Below are 18,785 nucleotides of genomic sequence, written 5' to 3'. Positions count from 1 at the left end.
TAGGCTGTCAGAGCATCGTCGTGCTCGCCACCTGCGCACCCCGCTGCAATTGTTCGATGACATGGTTCTCTTACCATGACAGGGCTTAGCGATGCTCTCCGACAAGCTCGACGATCCCCCGCCTCGCTCGCTCATCGTGGGAAATTCCGGCGGGATTGGCGCCGCTTTCGAACGGCAGCTCAGGGCCAGAGGAATGCTGGTCACCGGACTTTCACGTTCGCTCCCCACAAGTTCGCACCAGATGTCGGTCGATCTATCGCGAGAACACACCATCGAGACTGCCGCCGTGCAATTGCGCGATCAAGCGCCATTCTCGCTCATACTCGTCTGCACTGGTCTGTTGCACAACGAGAACCTGAAACCGGAAAAGGCCTTGCGCGAACTCGATCAGGATAACCTGATGCAGCTGTTTGCCGTCAACGCGGTCGGACCGGCGCTCGTCGCCAAGCATTTTATCCCGCTCCTCCCGAAAAGCGGACGGTGCATCTTCGCGGCGCTGTCTGCGCGAGTTGGAAGCATCGGCGACAATCGCCTTGGTGGATGGCACGGCTACAGGGCATCGAAAGCCGCTCTCAACATGCTGATCAAAACGATTTCGATCGAGTTGGCACGCACCCGGCCCGAAGCGATCTGCGTCGGCCTTCATCCCGGTACTGTCGACACGGACCTTAGCAAGCCCTTCCAGCGCGCTGTTCCCTCGGATCGCCTGTTTTCGGCGGAGACTTCGGCTGCTCACCTGCTCACGGTTCTGGACAACCTGGACCCCACCGATACCGGCCATTGCTTTGCCTGGGATGGCACGGAAATCGCACCCTGATTACAGGGACAAACGGGCACACTGCTACCCGAGGCAAATTGACACCATTACCAGACCGTGCCAGCAGCTTCTGGCGATGCAACATCCCTGCCCATTTCCAGCCATGGCATGATCATCTCCCGCACGTTTACTCTCGCCTTCAGCCAGGCGGCGAGCAGCGCGGTTCCGCTTATCTTGCGCTGAACGTACAGCACATCGGCCGGCGGAACATGCCAGGCATCCCTGTCCTGAGCGATGGCCATGCCGTCGTCGCGCAGCAATTCCACGAACTGGCGATCGCCGAAATCGAAAGGGCCGTCCCGGTTCATTTCCCGCAGGATGACCCCGATCATTGCGTCGATCCGCGAGCGATGGCGCGCCACCGCGCCGACGCCGAGAAATCCCGCCGCAATCGCGGCATCGCGCACCTCTGCAAGATCGCCGTCCAGACCTGCCCGCAAGAGGCGACGGTAGCCTTCGGCGGTCCGTGACCCGACCTCCCGCGCCGCGCCGAAGTCGAGGAGAACGATGCGTCCGCTGTCTTCCTGGTAGCGATAATTCGCGAAGTTGGGATCGATCTGCATCAGCCCGAACTGGAACATCTCGCGCAAGACGAGATCGATGATCGTACGCGCGGCGGCATCGCGCTGCGCCTGCGAAGCAGTCTCCAGAGACTCGATCGGACGACCTTCGATGAAATCCATTGCCAAGGACGCGCGACGTGCTCAGCGCCGCATCCATTGCGGGAACGACGACGTCAGGCCTGTCGGCCAACGGCGTACCGAACCGCGTCAACTGTACGCCTTCCCGGACGTAATCGGCTTCCTCAGCCAGCTGCCGCTTGGCCTCGGTGAGAAGCGGCGCGATATCCAGACCAGCTGGCAGGAGGCCGGACATGCGAAGAAGCACCACTACGTTGTCGACATCCGCATCGATGCTTTCGCGCACGCCTGGATACTGAATCTTGATCGCCAGATCTCGGCCGTCATGCGTAATGGCGCGATGCACCTGACCGATGGAGGCCGCCGCCATGGGGCGCGGATCGAAGCGGCGGAACCTGGTTCGCCAGTCCTTTCCCCATTCGGCCGCCAGAACCTGTTGCAGCTGCTGTGGCCGCATGTGGTGCGCATCGCTGCGCAGGCGAGCCATGATTGCTGCCAGCTCCGGCGGGAGCATATCGCCTGCATCCATCGAGATCATCCGGCCCAGCTTCATCGCCGCACCGCGAAGATGCGACAGGCGCTCGGCGAGCCGCATGGCGTTGCCCGGCGTCAGCAACATATCGCGCATCCGCGGCCGCTTGCCTTCCGCCAGCTGGCGCGCGCCCTCCGCCACCATCCCGCCCGCGATCCCGCCGGCCAATCGCCCGAATTGCCCCAGACGCGCGATGCGGCTGTGAGGCACTGCGCGGCCTCTATCGTCCCGGTCGCTACCGCTCACCCACTACCATCCCGTGCTGCCCGGTATGCCCTTGAACGGGCCGGAATAGCGGCTGGTGATCCAACCGCCGTAGAATTGCCCTGGCTGGGGCACCACTGTCTCGCCGTTCACACTGCACCTGTCGAAGGAGCCGGCAAAGAACGCGACATGGTCGCGCAACATAGCAAAAGGCGGGCTGGGGTTGGGGTAACTCCACGCGACGCGAGACTGCACGCCGTCCTGCGTGATCACGTCCCAGTACACTGCGGCACCCTTCCATTCGCAGAAACTCGATCCTTCGGCTCGGCGCAGGACGCCCGGCATGATATCGCCCGGCGGTATGTAGTAGCTGGGTGGGTGGCTGGTCTCGAACGTAAGGACGGGCGAACGGGTGCGAGCGATGACGATGCCGCCGTGTTCGATCACAACGCTGTCGCTGCCGGCTCGTGCAATGGCGGGCCGAGGGAAGTCCCAGACACTGATCTGTCCGGGCCCCGGTAAGTCGCGCCATCGCCTCACGCCGGAGACAACCGGAAGGCCAGGGCCCGGAGCCAAGGTCGGCAGAAGAAATTACTCACGCGCGCATCTTCGAGAATAGCGAGCAAGAGGGGCAAGCGCGCCGTTGGGGCCATTTCTGGCAGGACAGGAATAGCGCGCTGCGTCACCGCAAAAGCGACCACGCCACGCCAGAGAAGCCCGTCCTTTTCTGCACGGCAACGTTCGAAAAGTTGTGTCCTGTCGATCGGGCAAATACTCCTCAAAACCGTGAGATCGTCCGAACGTATTGGCACCCGGTCAGTCCAATTGCCGCATCCTCGGACAATCTGGCGAGCTTGATCTAACAATTTTGGGAACGAACCATATCGGCTTGCGATCCGTGATTCGCAAAAGTCACGCCAAGGGGCCGCGCCGCTCGTATCGCAGGAGAGCTTTGTCCTCAGCGGGTGCTCGCGCATCCCGAAGAAAATGGCAGGGGTGACAGGATTCGAACCCGTGGCCCTCGGTTTTGGAGACCGATGCTCTACCAGCTGAGCTACACCCCTGCACTGGACGGATTGCGCCTCTAATCGGGCGTGGGGCCAAAGGCAAGCGACCTCGTCCACCCGCCGTGCTAGGGTGGCGGCAATGCACGCCCCGGCCGCCAAGCTGATCCCGCCCGACATCCTGCTGCTCGCCTATCGCAGCGGCGTGTTTCCGATGGCGGACGCGCGCCACGACGACGAGGTGTTCTGGGTCGAACCGCGCCGCCGCGCAATCCTGCCGCTGGACGGCTTCCGGTGCTCGAAGTCGCTCGCCAAGGTGCTGAAGCAGGGGCGCTATCGCGTGAGCGTGGATGCAGACTTCGCCGCGGTGGTCACCGCCTGCGCCGGCCCACGCGCGGACGGGGAAGGCACATGGATCAGCGAGACGATCGAGGAGAGCTATCGCAACCTGCACCGCCAGGGCGCGGCGCACTCGGTGGAATGCTGGCAGGACGGCGAACTGGTCGGCGGCCTTTACGGCGTGGCGGTCGACCAGCTGTTTTGCGGCGAGAGCATGTTCAGCCGCGCCGACAACGCCAGCAAGGTGGCGCTCGCCTGGCTCGTCGTGCTGCTGCGGCGTGCGGGATACGTGCTGCTCGACTGCCAGTTCATGACCGACCACCTCGCCTCGCTCGGAGCCGTGGAGATCACCCGCGAACGCTATCAGCAACTGCTGGGCGATGCCACGAGCGGGCCGCCAGCCATGTCGCTGAACGCGGCCTATGCCTCGGTCGTATCCGAAGCGTCCTCGGCGGGCGCTTCCTCGTCGGGGAAGGTCATCGCGCAGTCCTTGATCCACACGTCGTAGACCGGGTGCTCGACGACGTTCAGGCTGGGGGATTCCTTGAACATCCAGCCGGAGAATACGCGGTTCCACGTCCGTTCGGAATCGACGTCGGCCCGTTCGTTCACGAAGACCTGCACGAAGGCGCCGGTCATGCCGCCGTCTTCCCAAGGCGCGGGCTTCTCGCAGGCAGCGAGGCGGATGATGACATCGCCGGAACGGACCGATTCGCCGGGCTTCATCTCGAAGTCCTGGCTGATGTTGTTGCGCTTGTTGACGAGGCCGATGGTCGCCACGCGCTCCTCCATCGGCGTACCCACGGCCTCCGCCCCGCCGGTGACCTGCACGGGCGTCGGCTGGCGGAATTCCTCGGGCACCTCGGTCTGCTGCGCCTCGGGCACGGGCGCTTCGCCCTGGCACGCGGCCAGCGGCAACAGGCCCAGCGCCAGCAATGCGGCGGCGCGCCGGATCATGCGTCGGGCGACCAGGCTTCGTAGTCGCCGCGCGCCGCGGCCCGCCGGCCGCCCCGCTCCAGCGAGCCCGCGGGCAGGTAGCGCGCATCGGTGCCGGTGGCGTTTGGCGAATAGTCGGCTTCCCAGACCTTAGCCGGGGCCAGATGGCTCTCGGGCAGGTCGTCGTAGGAGCCGTGCAGCCAGCCGTGCCATTCGCTCGGCACGCGGCTGGCATCGTTGAGCCCTTCGTAGATCACCCAGCGCCGCTCCCGCTCGCCGTCCTTGACGTTCTTCGAGCGGAAATAGGTGTTGCCCTGCGCATCGGTGCCGACCTGCTCGCCGTTGCGCCGCGACCACAGCAGGGTGCCGATGGTGGCGCCGTTCCACCAGGTGAAGATCTTGCCCAAGATGCTCATGCCAGCGCCCTTAGCCGCCCCGCAGGCCCGCGCCAAGAGCAGCGATGCCGCCGCGTCCTCACCAATCTACCCGGTCACCCGGCGCGATGCCGAGTTCCGCAGCACGGCCCGCGTTGAGTTCGAGGACGGCGATGCCGGGGCGATCCGAGGTGATGCTGGTCTCGTTGTAGGGTTCGCCCGCGCCGATGTTGATGATCGTGCGATCGGCATCGATGAAGACGAGGTCGAGCGGCAGCACGGTGTTGTGCATCCAGAAGCTGAGCACCTGCGGCGCCGCGTAGGGGAACAGCATCCCCTCGTCCGGCCCCATTTCGGTGCGGAACATCAGCCCTCGGCGCTGTTCGTCGGCGCTGGCGGCGAGTTCGGCGCGAAAGGTGTGGGCCGTGCCGTCGGCGGTGGTGACCGTGACGGGCACGACCTCGAGACCCGACAGGGGATGCGCATTGGCGGCGGTGGTGGCCGAGGCCGTCGGCGCAGTTTCCCGCTCGGCAGTCTGCTCCGCCGCCTGCGAACAGCCCGCCAGTGCCAGCGCGGCCATCGCCGCCATCATCCGGTTACGCCACGCCATCATCGTCCCTCGCCTCGAACAGCCACTCTTCCGCCGCGTCCTCTCCTGCAAGATAGAGCACGGCGCGCACGTGGTCGAACCTGTGGCCCGCGCGCAGCATGGCCGCAATCTGTTTCTCGCGCTTCTCGGGCGGCACGGGTTCGACGGCGTAGGGGCCGAGACGGCGTTTCCTCGCCATCTGCAGCACCGCCTCGCGCGCGGCATATTCTCCCGGCGCGACCCTTTGCGCCACCGCCTCCCCGATACCCGCCTGCCCCAGCGATTGCCGCACGCGCCGCCCGCCGTAGCCGCGCCGCAACAGGTCGGACGACCGCGCGCGGGCATAGGCCTCGTCGTCGACGTAGCGTTTTTCCACGAAGCGGGCGACGAGGGCGGGCAGGTCCGCCTCCTCCTCGCCCTCCCATCCACGCTCGAACAGCTTGCGCGCGAGATAGCGCTCCAGCTTGGCGGCGCTGGTGGCGTATCGCGCGGCGTAAGACAGCGCGAGGTCTTCCAGCGACTGCCGGGTCAGCGGCTTTTTGGGCCTGGGGACGCTGCGTTTACCATCGGAATAGGCCATGCTCGGCCATATTCGTGCCACAGTTCCCCTCAAATGGGGAGGTTTGATGCGGTGTCGGAACGTTTTCGGCGCCGCTTTTTTGGATATCGGAGCCTCGCCGCCCGCGATTCGGGACGGCAGCGAATCGCACGAAGGCGTCGTCAGAAACGCCGAGAGACAAGGTACCTGTCCCCCCATGAGCGAACTCGACTACACCCCCAACGATTGCCCGCTGCCGCGGCGGCGTGCGGACTTCGACACCTTCGACGAGGCGATCGACTACGCCGCGAGAAGCGCAAAGGGGATGAATTTCCATGACGCGCGCGGCCAGCTTGAACGGGCCTACCCCTACGCGCAGCTGCGCGAGGATGCGCTGGGCCACGCCGCGCGGCTGATCGGGATGGGCGTGGGGCGCGGCGACCGGGTGGCGCTGATCGCCGAGACCTCGGCCGAGTTCTGCGCCGCCTTCGCCGCCTGCGTCTATGCCGGCGCCTGGCCGGTGCCGCTGCCGCTGCCGACCACCTTCGGCGGCAAGGACAGCTATATCGAGCAGCTCGGCGTGCAGCTTTCCAGCAGCGATCCCGTCCTCTTGCTCTATCCCGCCGAGATCGGCGACATGGCCGCCGCCGCCGCCGCCAACCAGGGTTGCAGGGGCATGGACTGGGACGAATTCGCCGCGCTCGATGCGCCCGAGGCGGAGCTGCCCGCACTCGATCCCGACGACATCTGCTACTTGCAGTACTCGAGCGGCTCCACGCGCTTTCCCACCGGCGTCGCGGTCACCCATCGCGCGCTGCTGCACAACCTCTCCGGCCACTCGCGCTCGATGAATATCGGCGAAGGCGACCGCGGGGTGAGCTGGCTGCCGCTCTATCACGACATGGGCCTCGTCGGCTGCTTCCTGTCGATGATCGGCAACCAGGTCAGCGTCGATTACATCCGCACCGAGCACTTTGCCCGGCGCCCGCTAGCCTGGCTCGACCTCATCACCCGCAATCCGGGCAATTCGATGAGCTATTCGCCCACCTTCGGTTACGACATCTGCGCGCGGCGCATCTCCAGCCAGAGCCACGTGGCCGAACGCTTCGACCTGTCGCGCTGGCGGTTGGCCGGCAATGGCGCGGACATGATCCGGCCCGACGTGATGCAGTGCTTCGTCAACGCCTTTGCCGAGGCCGGCTTCAAGGCCAGCGCCTTCACCCCCAGCTATGGCCTTGCCGAGGCGACGCTGGCGGTCACCGTCATGCCGCCGGGCGAAGGCATCCAGGTGGAACTGGTCGAAGAGGAACGGCTCAGCGGCTCCCCCCGCGACCTCAGCCGCCCGGCGCGCTACCGCGCCATCGTCAACTGCGGCAAGCCGCTGCCCGAGATGGAACTGGAAATCCGCGGCGAGAACGGCGCGGTCAAGGGCGACCACCAGATCGGCAAGGTCTGGTGCCGCGGCCCCAGCGTGATGCACAGCTATTTCAGAAACGAGGAAGCGACGCGCGATTGCCTCGTGCCGGCCGAGGATGGCGGCGAGGCGTGGCTCGACACCGGCGACATGGGCTACATGTCCAAGGGCTATCTCTACATCGTCGGCCGCGCCAAGGACATGATCATTATCAACGGCAAGAACCACTGGCCGCAGGATATCGAGTGGGCGGTGGAGCAGCTGCCGGGCTTCAACCACGGCGACATCGCCGCCTTCTCGGTCGAGACCGAAAGCGGCGAGGAAGCCCCCGCGGTGCTCGTCCACTGCCGCGTGTCGGACCCGGAAGAGCGCGTGCGCCTGCGTGACCAGATCGCCGACAAGGTGCGCTCGGTCACCGGGATGAACTGCGTCGTCGAGCTGGTGCCCCCGCGCACCCTGCCGCGCACCAGTTCCGGCAAGCTGAGCCGCGCCAAGGCAAAGAAGCTCTACCTCTCGGGCGAAATCGCGCCGCTCGACCTGGCGGCGTAGTTCAGCCGAGCAGCAGCACGCCGATCAGCACGACCAGCGCCAGCGCCGACACGCCGAACACGACCGTTCGCCACAGCCTGACGCCGGTCCAGTAGAGCGGCAAATAGATCACGCGCGCGGCCAGCCAGACCCAGCCGGCGATTGCGGTGATCTCGCTCGTCTTGCCGGCGACCACCACGCCCATGAGGCCGATGATGGCGACGGGCAGCGTTTCCTGGAAATTGTCGCGGGCGCGTTCCAGCCGGGCGGGCACTTCGCCCAGCGGCGGCATGTCCTTGTCGCGCGGGCCGGTGTTCCATTCCACGCCGTACTGCTTCGTCTTGGCGCGGATGGCGACCTGGATGTGGACGATGAGCAGCACCGCTCCCAGCGCCAGGATGGTAAGTTCGATCGGCATGGTCATTCTCCCGTTGTCCAGCTTGCGGAGACCGGGCCGCTCCCGCCTTCCGCCGCCGCAAGCACCTCGGCCCCCTGCCCGGCCAGCACCGAGCCCGCTGCGGCGACGGTTTCGGCCGGACCGGAAAGGCGGACGGGCACGCCGGTGCGCTGCTGCGCCCAGCCGATCAGCTCCAGCGCCTGCTGGCCCTGCGTCGTAGGCTGGAGCGCGGCATCCCCGCCCTCGCCGCGCTCGAACGTCACGCTCGGCAGCGGGCGGAGCGGCGGGGTCAGGCGGATGTCCCACTCGGGTTCGGTCGCGTCGATGCGGCGTTCGAGTTCGAAATAGGCGGCGAGGCTAGCACCGTCGAGCGGGCGGGCGCGCACCATGGCGCGGCGGCGGGCCCGATCGACGGTCACCGCATCGACCGGCACGCCTGCAAGCAGCGAGAGGCGCTCGGCGATGTCGGCGGCCTGCGCGGCGGCCTCGGCCTCGGCGGATCGGGCCGCGGCGAGCTGGGCTTCCTCCTGCGCCTGCGCGCTGGAGCCGACGCGCACCTGCGTCAACGTGACGTCCACCTCGCGGCCCAGCCGCTCGGTCAGCAATCGCTCGGCCTGCTGCTCCGCCTCGCCGACGATCTGCGGGGTGAACACCGTGGCGCTCACCTGCATCGGCTCGGCATCGAAGCTGGGCGCGAGCTGCGAGATGGTGGCCCGCCCGCCGAACACCTCCTCCACCGTCGCGGTCGCCTGGCGCGTGGCCTGCGCTTCCCACACGATCTGCCGCAGCGAGAGGAACAGGGGCACCGACAGCGCGATGAAGGCGGCAATGATGAGCACGGTCTGCATCCGCGTCTGCTTGTCCGACAGGCTGGCCGAGAAGCCGTAGAGCCGCGCCATGGCGGTTGCCGTCAGCGCGATGGCGGTGAGGTTGGTGACGAACAGGAACAGCGCGCCCCAGAACACCGTTGCGTTGAGCGTGGCTAGGCCGAAGCCGACCACGGCCAGCGGCGGCATGAGGGCGGTGGCGATGGCGACGCCCACGATCGTCCCCAGCCGCCCGCGGATCATCGCATAGGCGCCCGCGACCGAGGAGAAGATGGCGACGCCGAGGTCGAGCAGGCTCGGCCGCGTGCGCGAGGCGATCTCGCTGGTGATCGTCTGCAGGGGCGAGGCCCAGACCACCAGCGCGGTGAACAGGATCGCCACCAGCGTGCCCACGGCCAGCGAGCGCGCCGACTGCCGCAGCCACTTGTAGTCGCCGATGGCGAGCGCGAAGCCAACGCCCATGATCGGGTCCATCAGCGGGCTCAGCAGCATGGCGCCGATCACCACTGCGGCCGATCCCTGTATCAGGCCGAGGATGGCGATGCCCGCCGACATGCAGGTCATCAACAGGTAGCGGGCCGACAGCGCACACTCCGCCCGGCGGGTCTCGATCACCGCGACCTGGTCGACCGTGCCCGCCACCTCGCGGCCCCACCAGTGGAGCAGACGGTCCCAGCCGTCGGCGACACTGCGCCGCGCGCGGGCAAGCGGCTCGTCGGCAGGTGGCGGGGCAGCGTCAGCAGGCGCGTTTGGGGTTTGCATTGACGGCGGTTATCGCTGAAAACCGTGACACCGCAAGCGCCGGGGTGCGCTCGGCGGACTTGAAACGCGTGTCTTGTGCCACTAATACAGTGGCAGGAGACGATTAGGGGACACCCGCGACGATGGCCACCAGTGCAACGACCACCAAGACCGAGACCGCCCTCGAACTGACTCCGCCCGATCCCGTGCCGCAGGTCGCGCCCGAGCGGGCCGCGGGCCTGGTGCCCGTTTCCGACGAGAAGAAGAGCGCGCTGGAGGAAAAGGTCGACGGCTTCGTCGCCGAGCTGGTCGCGCTCGACGCCAACTCGCCCGAGTTCGGCAAGAAGGTGGACCAGATCACCGGCATGGGCCGCAAGGAGATCATGGCCGCCTCGCAGATGTCCAACCGCTTCCTCGATCGCCCGGTGCGCGCGATGGATGCCGACAGCGGCGTGGGCGCGAACCTCACCGAACTGCGCCGCACGGTCGAGGAGCTCGATCCCGGCCGCAAGGGCAAGATGACGGGGCGCAAGTTCCTCGGCATCATCCCCTTCGGCAACAAGCTGAAGAATTACTTCGACAGCTACACCAGCGCGCAGGGGCACATCCAGTCGATCCTCGCCCGCCTGTCCAGCGGCAAGGACGAGCTGCTGATGGACAACGCCGCCATCGACGTCGAACGCCAGAAGCTGTGGGAGGCGATGGGCAAGCTGGAGCAGATGGCGCACATCGCCAAGACGCTCGATGCGCGGCTGGAGGACGAAGCCGCCAGCCTCGATGCGACCGATCCGGCCAAGGCCAAGGCCATCCGTGAGACGGCGCTGTTCTACGTCCGCCAGCGCACGCAGGACCTGCTGACGCAGATGGCGGTCAGCGTGCAGGGCTACCTCGCGCTCGACCTGGTCAAGAAGAACAACGTGGAACTGGTGAAGGGCGTGGACCGCGCCAGCACCACCACCGTGGGCGCGCTGCGCATCGCCGTCACCGTGGCGCAGGCGATGACCAACCAGCGCCTCGTGCTCGGCCAGATCACGGCGCTGAACGAGACGACTGCCGGGATCATCGACAGCACCAGCACCCTGCTGCGCGACAACACCGGCAAGATCCACGAACAGGCCGCCGCCAGCACGATCCCGCTGGAGACGCTCCAACGCGCCTTCCAGAACATCTACGACACCATGGACGAGGTCGACAACTTCAAGGTCCGCGCTCTCGAATCGATGAAGCAGACGGTCGAGGTGCTCTCGGGCGAGGTCGAGAAGTCCAAGGGCTACATCGCCCGCGCCGAAGGGCAGAACCAGGCCGCGGCGCAGGTGCAGGACAGCGGCCTCCTGAGCCTGGAGGGGTGACCGGAAAGAACTGATGGACGACACCACCCGCCATTCCGACCGCATCCTCGCCGACAGCCGCGCCCTGCTGCGCGACAACCGCGATGGCGGGCGGCACCGGCGCGGCGGCAGCGGCGGACCGCCGCGACGTCGTCCCATCGGCGAGGGCAGCCGGCGGCTGCGCAACCGCCACTACAAGACCAAGCTGCGCAATATCATGTTCGCCGCCGCCGCGATCTTTGCCGCAGCCATAGCCGTCGGCCTCGTCATCGACGGCATCGGGTTTGCTGGCGTCATGCTGACGATTTTCGCGCTGATCGTGGCGGGTTTCGTGTTCGGCACCTTCCCGCGCATGAAGACCCCGCAGCGCGCCGATCTCGCCCGCACGCAGGATGCGCGCCAGCTCGTCGCCCGCACCGAGCTGTGGCTGGAGAGCCAGCGCCCCGCCCTGCCCGCTCACGCGGCGCAGCTGGTGGACGATTTGGGCGTGCAGCTCGATGCGCTGGGCAAGCAGCTTGCCCACGTCGATCCCGCGCACCCCGCCGCCGCCGAAACGCGCAAGCTGGTGGGCGACGTGCTGCCCGAGACCATCGAGGCCTATGGTCGCATCCCCGCGCACCTGCGCGGCGAAGAGCGCGCCGGCTCCACGCCCGACGCGCAACTCGTTGACAGCCTCGGCAAGATCAGCCGCGAGATCGACAGCGTCACCCGCCAGCTGGCCGACGGCGCACTGGACGATCTCGCTATCCGCACGCGCTATCTCGATTACAAGTACGGCGAACGGGACGCGATTTCCGCGCCGGACGCGGCCGGCTCCGGCGTGCCGCTGCCCGACTTCACCGCCGACAGGAGCAAGGTCTGATGGACGTCGCCATTCCCCACAACCTCGGCCGCGAGGAAGTGCGCCGCCGGATGCGCGACAACAGCCACAAGATCGGCGACCAGATCCCCGGCGGCATGGCCGACGTGCAGACCAGCTGGCCGAGCGAGGACCGCATGAACCTCTCGATCACCGCGATGGGCCAGGCGATCACCGGGCATATCGACATCGAGGATCACCAGGTGGTGTTCCACGTCCTGCTGCCGCCCGCCCTCGGCTTCATCAAGCCCATCGTCGAGGGCGCGCTGCGCGATCAGGGACAGAAGATGCTGGCGCCGCCGAAGGCGTAGGGGCGGACAGCTAGAGCGTCCGCTCACGCTCCAGGTACATCTCCGGGATCCGCAGCGATGCCGTCGCCTCGCGTGTTTCCCTCAGGAACAGCAGCAGCGCCCACATCAGCAGCGCGATGGCGAGGATGAAGGTGCCCGCGGCCACGGGATTCAGCCCGATATGGGCGAACTCCTCGACGAACAGCAGCACCACCGTCAGCCCAATCGAGAGCGCGGCCAGCACGAGCCGCAGCAGCGCCTTGCCGATCAGCTCGATGCGGCGGTCGGTCAGCCGTATCTCGCGCACCACGAGGTCGTGCGCCATGCCCTCGGTCTCGCCGTGCTGGGTCTGCAATTGCCGGCTGCGATCGACCACCCGGCCCAGCCGCTGGGTCAGCGTGGCGATGATGTTGCCGATGGCGACCAGCACGAAAACGGGTGCCAGCGCCAGCTGGATGGTCTGCGCGATCATGGTGTCGGCAAGGGGCATGACCGCTTTTGGCCTCGTTCATCTTGTGGGAACCGGCTCCAGCTATAGGTGTTTATGTCAACTTCAAGGCGCTTTTCGCAGAGACCCCCTTTGCGCCGCCTTGAAACCGGGGGTCGCAGGCGCTTTGTCGCATGAACAGACTGTAGAGCTGAGAGGCTATCTGAAGGCCCGCACCGCGGGCCGTCATGACGTGCTCGATGCGCTCGGCGCGCCCGAAAGCTTCGCCGATCGCGGTGCCTATTGCGATTTCCTCGCCCGCCAGTTCGCCGCGCGCCTCGGTCTCGAGCATTGGGTAGCCCTGTACTGCCCCGCCGACCTGGCCCCGCCACCGATGGCCGAGCTGCTGGCGGACGACCTTGCCGCGAACGGCTGCGCCTTTCCGCACTATCCCACCCGCCATTTCGCGCTGCCCGCCGGTGCCGATCCCCTCGGTCTCGCCTGGGTGGTCGCCGGGTCGCATCTCGGCAACCGGGCCATGCTCGCCCGCCTGCGGCGCGAAGCGCCCGGCACGCCCGCCGCCTTCCTCGCCGACGAACGGATGCAGGCGTTCTGGAAGGCGCTGCGACCGCGGCTGGAAGCGCAGGTCTCGCCGGCCGAGGCCGAAGGAGCCGCGCTGGCGGCGGAAGCCGTCTTCGACCACTTCCTCGCCGCCTTTGCCGCGCACGCATCGGAGAGGATCGCAGCATGACCGACACGATGCACCAGGTCGATCTCTCCAGCTGCGATCGCGAGCCCATCCACCAGCTCGGCCATATCCAAGGCTTCGGCGCGCTGATCGCGGTCACCGCCGACTGGATCGTCGCCTTCCGCTCGGTCAACGTGGGCGAGATCGTGCAGCCGCGCGGCGAAATCGCCATCGGCGACCGGCTGGCGGAACACTTCTCGCAGGATGCCATGCAGGCCATCCGCAGCCGTGCCGCCGACGCGCACGACATGGGCATCGTGGAGCGCGTCTTCGGCATCGACCTGCTGAAGGACGGGCGGCTGTTCGACATCGCCGTCCACGTCTCCGGCTCCTACGTCATCATCGAGATCGAGCCGGGCTCTAGCGAGGGCACCGCGGAGCTCTCCAGCTCGCTGCGCCCGCTGATGGACAAGCTGCAGAAATCGAGTTCGATCGAACAGCTGTGCGTGGAGGCCGCCGCCCAGCTCAAGCGCTTCCTCGGCTTCGACCGGGTCATGGTCTATCGCTTCCATCCCGACCAGAGCGGCGAAGTGGTGGCCGAGGCGCGCGAGCCGCACCTCGAGCCCTTCGAGGGGCTGCGCTACCCCAAGACCGACATCCCCGCCCAGGCGCGCGCGCTCTATCTCAGGAACCTGTTCCGCATCATCGCCGATATCGCGGAAGAGCCGGTGCCCATCGAGCCTGCGCTTTCGATAGGAGGCGAACCGCTTGACCTGTCGATGAGCACGCTGCGCGCGGTCTCGCCGATCCATATCGAGTACCTGCGCAACATGGGCGTGGGCGCCTCGCTGAGCATCTCCATCGTCATCGACGGCAAGCTGTGGGGCCTGTTCGCGTGCCACCACTATTCGCCGATGCCCTTGAGCTATCCCAAGCGCACGATGGCCGAGCTGTTCTCGCAGCTGTTCTCCATGCAGTTGCAGCTGGCGATCGAGACCGCGGGCAGCCTCGTCAAGGACAAGGCCCGCGCGCTGCACGAACAGCTGATGAACCAGCTGATCGGCGGCGAGCTTCTGACCGATAATCTCAAGTCGATCGACCAGGCCATTGCGCGGCTGATCCCGCACGACGGGATGTCGGCCTATATCGACGGGGAATACACGACCCGCGGCATCGCGCCGAACGAGGAGGAGTTCAGAGCGCTGGTCCCCTCGCTCAACACCTCGTCCACCAGCCGCATCCTGTCCTCGGATTCGCTTGCCGGCCTGATTCCCGCCGCCTCCGCCTTCGCCGACCGCGTGGTGGGTGCGCTCATCATTCCCGTCTCGCGCCGCCCGCGCGACTACGTGACCCTCTGGCGCAAGGAACTGAACCAGGTCGTCAAGTGGGCGGGCAACCCGGAAAAGGTGGTCGAGGTCGGCCCCAACGGCGACCGGCTGACCCCGCGCAAGAGCTTTGCTGCGTGGCAGCAGTCGGTCGACGGCAAGTCCGCGCCGTGGACGCCAGAGGAGCTCAGCCTCGCAGAAAACCTCAGGGTGACGCTGCTCGAGGTGATCCTGCGCATCACCGACGAGCAGATGCAGGAACGCGCCAAGGCGCAGGAGCGGCAGGAACTGCTGATCGCAGAGCTCAACCACCGCGTGCGCAACATCCTTACGCTGATCCGCAGCGTAATCGGCCAGTCGCGCTCGGAAGCCACCGATGTCGAGACCTTCGCCCAGATCATCGGCGGGCGCATCCAGGCGCTGGCGATGGCGCACGACCAGATCACGCGGCATCAGTGGGCGCCCGCTTCGCTCAAGGAACTCATCCGGGCCGAGGCCGAGGCCTACCTTTCAGGCAAGGCGAACCGCGTCATCGTGACCGGCCCCGACGCCCAGATCGCGCCCACCGCCTACACCGTGCTGGCGCTGGTGGTGCACGAGATGATGACGAATTCGGCCAAATACGGCTCGCTGTGCGACAGCTCCGGACAGCTGAGGATCGAGCTCGCGTTCAACCGTCACACCGACCTCGAAATCAAGTGGCGCGAGCGCGGCGGGCCGCCGGTGAAGGCGCCCGAACGGCGCGGCTTCGGCTCGACCATCATCGAGCGCTCGATCCCCTTCGAACTGAAGGGCGATGCGCAGATCCGTTACCAACTGAGCGGCGTGGAGGCCGATTTCGTGATTCCCTCGAAGTACGCGGCGCCGTCCGACAACGGCGAGGCGTCCGATTCCAGCAATGTTGCCCAGCCGGTGACGCCGATGCCGCTCAGCCCTTCGGACAGCCGCGACGGCGTGCTGGTGGTCGAGGACAGCATGATCATCGCGATGGATGCCGAGGAACTGCTGCGCGGCCTCGGCTTCAAGACGGTGAATGTCGCCTCGAACGCGGAAATGGCGCTGAACGAACTGGCCCGGCACGAGCCGATGTTCGCCATCCTCGACTACAACCTCGGCGACGAGACCAGCGAGCCCGTGGCCGAACGCCTGACGGCGCTGGGCATCCCGTTCTGGTTCGTCACCGGATACGGCGAAGCGGTTGCGCAGCTGTCCGACAGCGACGCGCGCGGGGTCATCCAGAAACCCTATTCCGCGGACGATCTCGCGATGATCGTGGCCGAACTGGGCGGCTGACGGAGGGCTACTGGCCAGAACCTGCTATTGATTAGCCGCGCCGCCCAGCTTGCCGACGAGCTGCGCGCCGTCCATCGTCGTCACCAGCACCTCGTCGCCGTCGACCACCACGGCCACGTCCGAAAGGCCGATGACCGAAACCCGGGGGCCGTCGCTCTCGACCAGCACGTTGCGGCAATCGACGAGCTCGGCGTTCCCGCGCACCCGGTTGCCGTGCGCGTCGCCGGCGCGGGCGTCGCGCAGCGCGGGCCAGCCGCCGATATCGGACCAGCCCATCGATACCGGCACCATCGCCGCCCGGCGCGTGCCTTCCATCACCGCGTAATCGACCGATTCCCCGGCGATGGCGGCAAAGGGTTCGGCGGCGGGGTGGAAGCGCGCGCCATCGTGGCGGCCCTGTGCGACCGAGCGGCGCACGGCAACGGCCATGTCGGGGCGCTGCTCCTCCAGCTCTGCCAGGAAGGCCCCGGCTCGAAAGGCGAAGATGCCGCCGTTCCACGAATAGCCGCCGTCGACGACAAAGGCCCGCGCGCTTTCGAGATCGGGCTTCTCGACGAATCGTTCGACCTTGCGGCCTTTGCCCAGAACCTCGCCGCTCTTGATGTAGCCATAACCGGTTTCGGGATGGGTCGCCTCGATGCCGAAGGCGACCATGTAGTCCTCGCCCGCCAGTGCCGCGGCGGCCAGCGCGGCAGAGCGGAAGGCGGCGATGTCGGCAATGTGGTGATCGCTCGGGCATACCAGCATGATGGCGTCGGCGGGCAGCAGCGCGGCAGCGAGCGCGATGGCGGGCGCGGTATTCTTGGCCTCGGGCTCGACCACGATCGTGGCCTCGCGCCCGGCGGTCTGCGCCTCGACATGGGCAAGGTGCGCCGTGCCGGTGACGACCACGGGCGCGGCGAACAGGCCTGGATCGTCGCAGCGCTCCAGCGTTTCCTCGAACAGCGTGGCCTCGCCCACAAGCGGCAGGAAGGGCTTGGGCATGGACTTGCGGCTGCGCGGCCACAGGCGCGTGCCGCTGCCGCCGCACATGATGACGGGATGGATGGTGGTCATGCCCTTGCAGTTCGCGCCTAAGCGCCGCGGGTTCAAGCAGAAATTACCGGCCGCGAAAATCCTGTCGCCAGCCGTAGGCAGCCTCCACCGGCGTGCCGTCGGCGGTGGTGGCGGGATTGAAGCGGATGCGCTCGATCACCAGCGGGCACACGCGGGCCGTCGCCTCGGCATCGACCTGGGTATCCACGACCCGGCAATTGCGCGCGCGCCCGTCGATGCCGACGATGAAACTGACCGTCACCGACTTGCCGAAGCGGGCCTGCCGCCCGCCCTCGGGCACGGGGAAATCGCTGGCGGCGTTGATCTGGCCGGAACGCACCGATGGCCCTACGGCGACCGCGCCGCCGGCGCCCGATCCGCCGCGCCCGCTGCCCGTGCCATCGCCCGTGCCGCCCGCGCCGGTGCCCTCGCCCTCCTCGCGCGCGCCGCTGGTGTTGGCGCTGCCGGTGGAGGAGGCGCGCGGCGCGGGGCTGGGGCGCGGCAAGGGCTGCGGCGGGGCGACGACCTCGCGCGGGGTGGCCTCGCGCCCTTCCTCGCCCGCGGCGCCCTCGTCGGGCTGCGGCGGCGGAATGCTGGGCTCGGTCTCGGGCTCCTCATAGGTACGCACGGTAACCGTCACCATCGAGGTCGCGCTCTCCATCACCCTCGCGGTGAATTCGGGCGCGAGCAGGCGGGCAAGGCCGTACAGCGCGACGACATGCAGCAGCGCGATCAGCACCACCAGCTTCCAGTCGAGCCGCTTCTTCGCCGTGGTGAAGCCTGCCCCGGCCTGCCCAGTCATGATCGTCTTATCCTCCATACAGCCGGATAAGCCAACGCGCGAGGCGGCGAAACGGCCTCGTCAGGAAAGGCTGAGCTCGCCCTTCATGCCCAGGATGCCTTCGCCGTAGAGGTATGTCGGATCGAAGGTGGCATAGCTTTCCAGCTTGCGGCGATCGGCCACGCGGATCGTGCCGCGGCGGAAATCCGCCAGCCCTTCCTTGCGCAGCTGCCCCAGCGCGCGGTTCATGTGGATGGCCGTGGTACCGCACATGTCCGCCAGGTCCTGCTGGATCAGCGGAGTGTCGATGGCGCGCCCCCCGCCCAGACCGACGAAATCGAGCCGCTGGCGAATCTCGCAAAAGACGTGCGCCACCCGCTTCGATGCGCGCAGCTGTTCCAGCTTCATGATCCATTCGCGGTGGATCGCCGCGTCGAGCAGGGTGGAGAACCACAGCAGCCGCGTGAGGTGGGCGTTCTCCTCCATCAGCGCGCGCAGCCGGTCGTGCGAGACGTAGCCGACCCGCGCAGGGCCAAGCGTCACCACGTCGTGGTCGAGCCGCTTCAGCGCAAAGGCGTGTAGGTCGACGAAGTCGCCGGGCACCTGCACCCCGACGACGAAGCGCTTGTCGCCATCCCTGATGGTACGCAGCACGAAGCCGTCGATCAGCATGGTCGAGCGGTCCGACAGCTGGCCGCGCGCGAGGATCGTCGTGTCGCGGTCATATTGCTCGACCTTCTCGATCAGGCTCTCGACGGTCTGCTTCTCGTCCTCGCTCAGCGCGTCGCGCAGGCGGCCCATCAGGAATCGCCCCGTCAACGGGTAGCGATCCAGTTCCTCGTCCATGTTACCCCAGGTCCCTTCCTGTGCGCTCCCTT

Annotated in this window: 19 protein-coding genes, 1 tRNA gene and 1 pseudogene; 8 read left to right on the top strand and 13 right to left on the bottom strand. The window is 67.2% G+C overall.

Annotated elements, in window-relative coordinates; genetic code table 11:
- The first annotated feature begins 91 nt into the window (after nt 1-91).
- Nucleotides 92-817, top strand: a complete 726-nt coding sequence (locus AAW00_RS10685; protein WP_047004283.1) for an SDR family NAD(P)-dependent oxidoreductase — start codon at nt 92-94, stop codon at nt 815-817.
- A 47-nt stretch (nt 818-864) separates the two neighbouring features.
- Here the strand turns inward: AAW00_RS10685 and AAW00_RS10680 are convergent.
- The 3 genes and pseudogenes from AAW00_RS10680 to AAW00_RS10670 form a co-directional block, all read right to left on the bottom strand.
- A pseudogene (locus AAW00_RS10680) lies at nt 865-2,236 on the bottom strand (ABC1 kinase family protein).
- 3 nt (nt 2,237-2,239) lie between these two features.
- Nucleotides 2,240-2,641, bottom strand: a complete 402-nt coding sequence (locus AAW00_RS10675) for a DUF427 domain-containing protein (protein WP_338151461.1) — start codon at nt 2,639-2,641, stop codon at nt 2,240-2,242.
- Between the two features lie 541 nt (nt 2,642-3,182).
- A tRNA-Trp gene (locus AAW00_RS10670) sits at nt 3,183-3,258 on the bottom strand.
- Nucleotides 3,259-3,340: 82 nt separating this feature from the next.
- On the opposite strand from AAW00_RS10670, the gene aat reads away from it, so the two are divergent.
- Entirely contained in the window at nt 3,341-4,045 is a 705-nt protein-coding gene (gene aat / locus AAW00_RS10665; protein WP_047004281.1) for a leucyl/phenylalanyl-tRNA--protein transferase, read from the top strand.
- On the opposite strand, the gene AAW00_RS10660 is transcribed toward aat, so the two are convergent.
- Genes AAW00_RS10660 through AAW00_RS10645 form a run of 4 tightly spaced genes read right to left on the bottom strand, consistent with a single transcriptional unit; the run spans nt 3,958 to nt 6,016 of the window.
- Nucleotides 3,958-4,494 carry a DUF2155 domain-containing protein gene (locus AAW00_RS10660; protein ID WP_047004280.1) on the bottom strand — a complete coding sequence of 179 codons (537 nt, stop codon included), beginning with the start codon at nt 4,492-4,494 and terminating at the stop codon, nt 3,958-3,960. The genes aat and AAW00_RS10660 overlap by 88 nt on opposite strands.
- Nucleotides 4,491-4,889, bottom strand: coding sequence for an NADH:ubiquinone oxidoreductase subunit NDUFA12 (locus tag AAW00_RS10655; RefSeq protein WP_047004279.1), 399 nt, complete (start codon nt 4,887-4,889; stop codon nt 4,491-4,493). Before AAW00_RS10655 ends, AAW00_RS10660 begins: the two co-directional genes overlap by 4 nt.
- A 58-nt stretch (nt 4,890-4,947) precedes the next feature.
- On the bottom strand, nt 4,948-5,460 hold the full coding sequence (locus tag AAW00_RS10650) for a DUF192 domain-containing protein (RefSeq protein ID WP_052761882.1): 513 nt from the start codon (nt 5,458-5,460) through the stop codon (nt 4,948-4,950).
- Nucleotides 5,444-6,016, bottom strand: a complete 573-nt coding sequence (locus AAW00_RS10645; protein WP_047004277.1) for a regulatory protein RecX — start codon at nt 6,014-6,016, stop codon at nt 5,444-5,446. The genes AAW00_RS10650 and AAW00_RS10645 overlap by 17 nt, the downstream gene beginning before the upstream one ends.
- A 175-nt stretch (nt 6,017-6,191) precedes the next feature.
- On the opposite strand from AAW00_RS10645, the gene AAW00_RS10640 reads away from it, so the two are divergent.
- A complete protein-coding gene (locus AAW00_RS10640; protein WP_047004276.1) occupies nt 6,192-7,937 on the top strand; it encodes a fatty acyl-AMP ligase in 1,746 nt (581 codons plus the stop codon).
- Nucleotide 7,938: 1 nt separating this feature from the next.
- Here AAW00_RS10640 and AAW00_RS10635 read toward each other — a convergent pair whose 3' ends face one another.
- The gene (locus tag AAW00_RS10635; protein WP_047004597.1) at nt 7,939-8,334 is read right to left on the bottom strand and encodes an MAPEG family protein; all 396 of its coding nucleotides are present in this window, start codon (nt 8,332-8,334) and stop codon (nt 7,939-7,941) included.
- Nucleotides 8,335-8,336: 2 nt separating this feature from the next.
- Nucleotides 8,337-9,902, bottom strand: coding sequence for a TIGR00341 family protein (locus AAW00_RS10630; protein ID WP_052761881.1), 1,566 nt, complete (start codon nt 9,900-9,902; stop codon nt 8,337-8,339).
- Between the two features lie 122 nt (nt 9,903-10,024).
- Here AAW00_RS10630 and AAW00_RS10625 point away from each other — a divergent pair, with 122 nt between their 5' ends.
- Genes AAW00_RS10625 through AAW00_RS10615 form a run of 3 tightly spaced genes read left to right on the top strand, consistent with a single transcriptional unit; the run spans nt 10,025 to nt 12,379 of the window.
- Nucleotides 10,025-11,230, top strand: coding sequence for a toxic anion resistance protein (locus AAW00_RS10625; protein ID WP_047004275.1), 1,206 nt, complete (start codon nt 10,025-10,027; stop codon nt 11,228-11,230).
- Nucleotides 11,231-11,243: 13 nt separating this feature from the next.
- On the top strand, nt 11,244-12,071 hold the full coding sequence (locus AAW00_RS10620) for a hypothetical protein (RefSeq protein ID WP_047004274.1): 828 nt from the start codon (nt 11,244-11,246) through the stop codon (nt 12,069-12,071).
- The gene (locus AAW00_RS10615) at nt 12,071-12,379 is read left to right on the top strand and encodes a polyhydroxyalkanoic acid system family protein (RefSeq protein ID WP_047004273.1); all 309 of its coding nucleotides are present in this window, start codon (nt 12,071-12,073) and stop codon (nt 12,377-12,379) included. Before AAW00_RS10620 ends, AAW00_RS10615 begins: the two co-directional genes overlap by 1 nt.
- Before the next feature lie 10 nt (nt 12,380-12,389).
- On the opposite strand, the gene AAW00_RS10610 is transcribed toward AAW00_RS10615, so the two are convergent.
- Nucleotides 12,390-12,830, bottom strand: coding sequence for a DUF2721 domain-containing protein (locus AAW00_RS10610; protein ID WP_047004595.1), 441 nt, complete (start codon nt 12,828-12,830; stop codon nt 12,390-12,392).
- Between the two features lie 142 nt (nt 12,831-12,972).
- Between AAW00_RS10610 and AAW00_RS10605 the strand changes: the two genes are divergently transcribed.
- Together AAW00_RS10605 and AAW00_RS10600 are read left to right on the top strand one after the other, a co-directional pair.
- Nucleotides 12,973-13,536, top strand: a complete 564-nt coding sequence (locus AAW00_RS10605; RefSeq protein WP_052761880.1) for a biliverdin-producing heme oxygenase — start codon at nt 12,973-12,975, stop codon at nt 13,534-13,536.
- Nucleotides 13,533-16,091, top strand: coding sequence for an HWE histidine kinase domain-containing protein (locus AAW00_RS10600; protein WP_047004272.1), 2,559 nt, complete (start codon nt 13,533-13,535; stop codon nt 16,089-16,091). The genes AAW00_RS10605 and AAW00_RS10600 overlap by 4 nt, the downstream gene beginning before the upstream one ends.
- Before the next feature lie 24 nt (nt 16,092-16,115).
- Here the strand turns inward: AAW00_RS10600 and AAW00_RS10595 are convergent, their stop codons facing one another.
- Genes AAW00_RS10595 through AAW00_RS10585 form a run of 3 tightly spaced genes read right to left on the bottom strand, consistent with a single transcriptional unit; the run spans nt 16,116 to nt 18,753 of the window.
- On the bottom strand, nt 16,116-17,147 hold the full coding sequence (locus AAW00_RS10595) for a mannose-1-phosphate guanylyltransferase (protein ID WP_047004271.1): 1,032 nt from the start codon (nt 17,145-17,147) through the stop codon (nt 16,116-16,118).
- Nucleotides 17,148-17,190: 43 nt separating this feature from the next.
- Nucleotides 17,191-17,928, bottom strand: coding sequence for a hypothetical protein (locus AAW00_RS15005; RefSeq protein WP_047004593.1), 738 nt, complete (start codon nt 17,926-17,928; stop codon nt 17,191-17,193).
- A 60-nt stretch (nt 17,929-17,988) separates the two neighbouring features.
- Nucleotides 17,989-18,753: a Crp/Fnr family transcriptional regulator gene (locus AAW00_RS10585; RefSeq protein ID WP_047004270.1), complete on the bottom strand. Its 765-nt coding sequence runs from the start codon at nt 18,751-18,753 to the stop codon at nt 17,989-17,991.
- Nucleotides 18,754-18,785 lie beyond the last annotated feature (32 nt).

Origin of the sequence: Aurantiacibacter luteus (assembly GCF_001010945.1) — a bacterium.
GTDB classification, from domain to species: Bacteria; Pseudomonadota; Alphaproteobacteria; order Sphingomonadales; family Sphingomonadaceae; genus Alteraurantiacibacter; species Alteraurantiacibacter luteus.
This window is presented reverse-complemented; position numbering and strand designations above follow the sequence as displayed.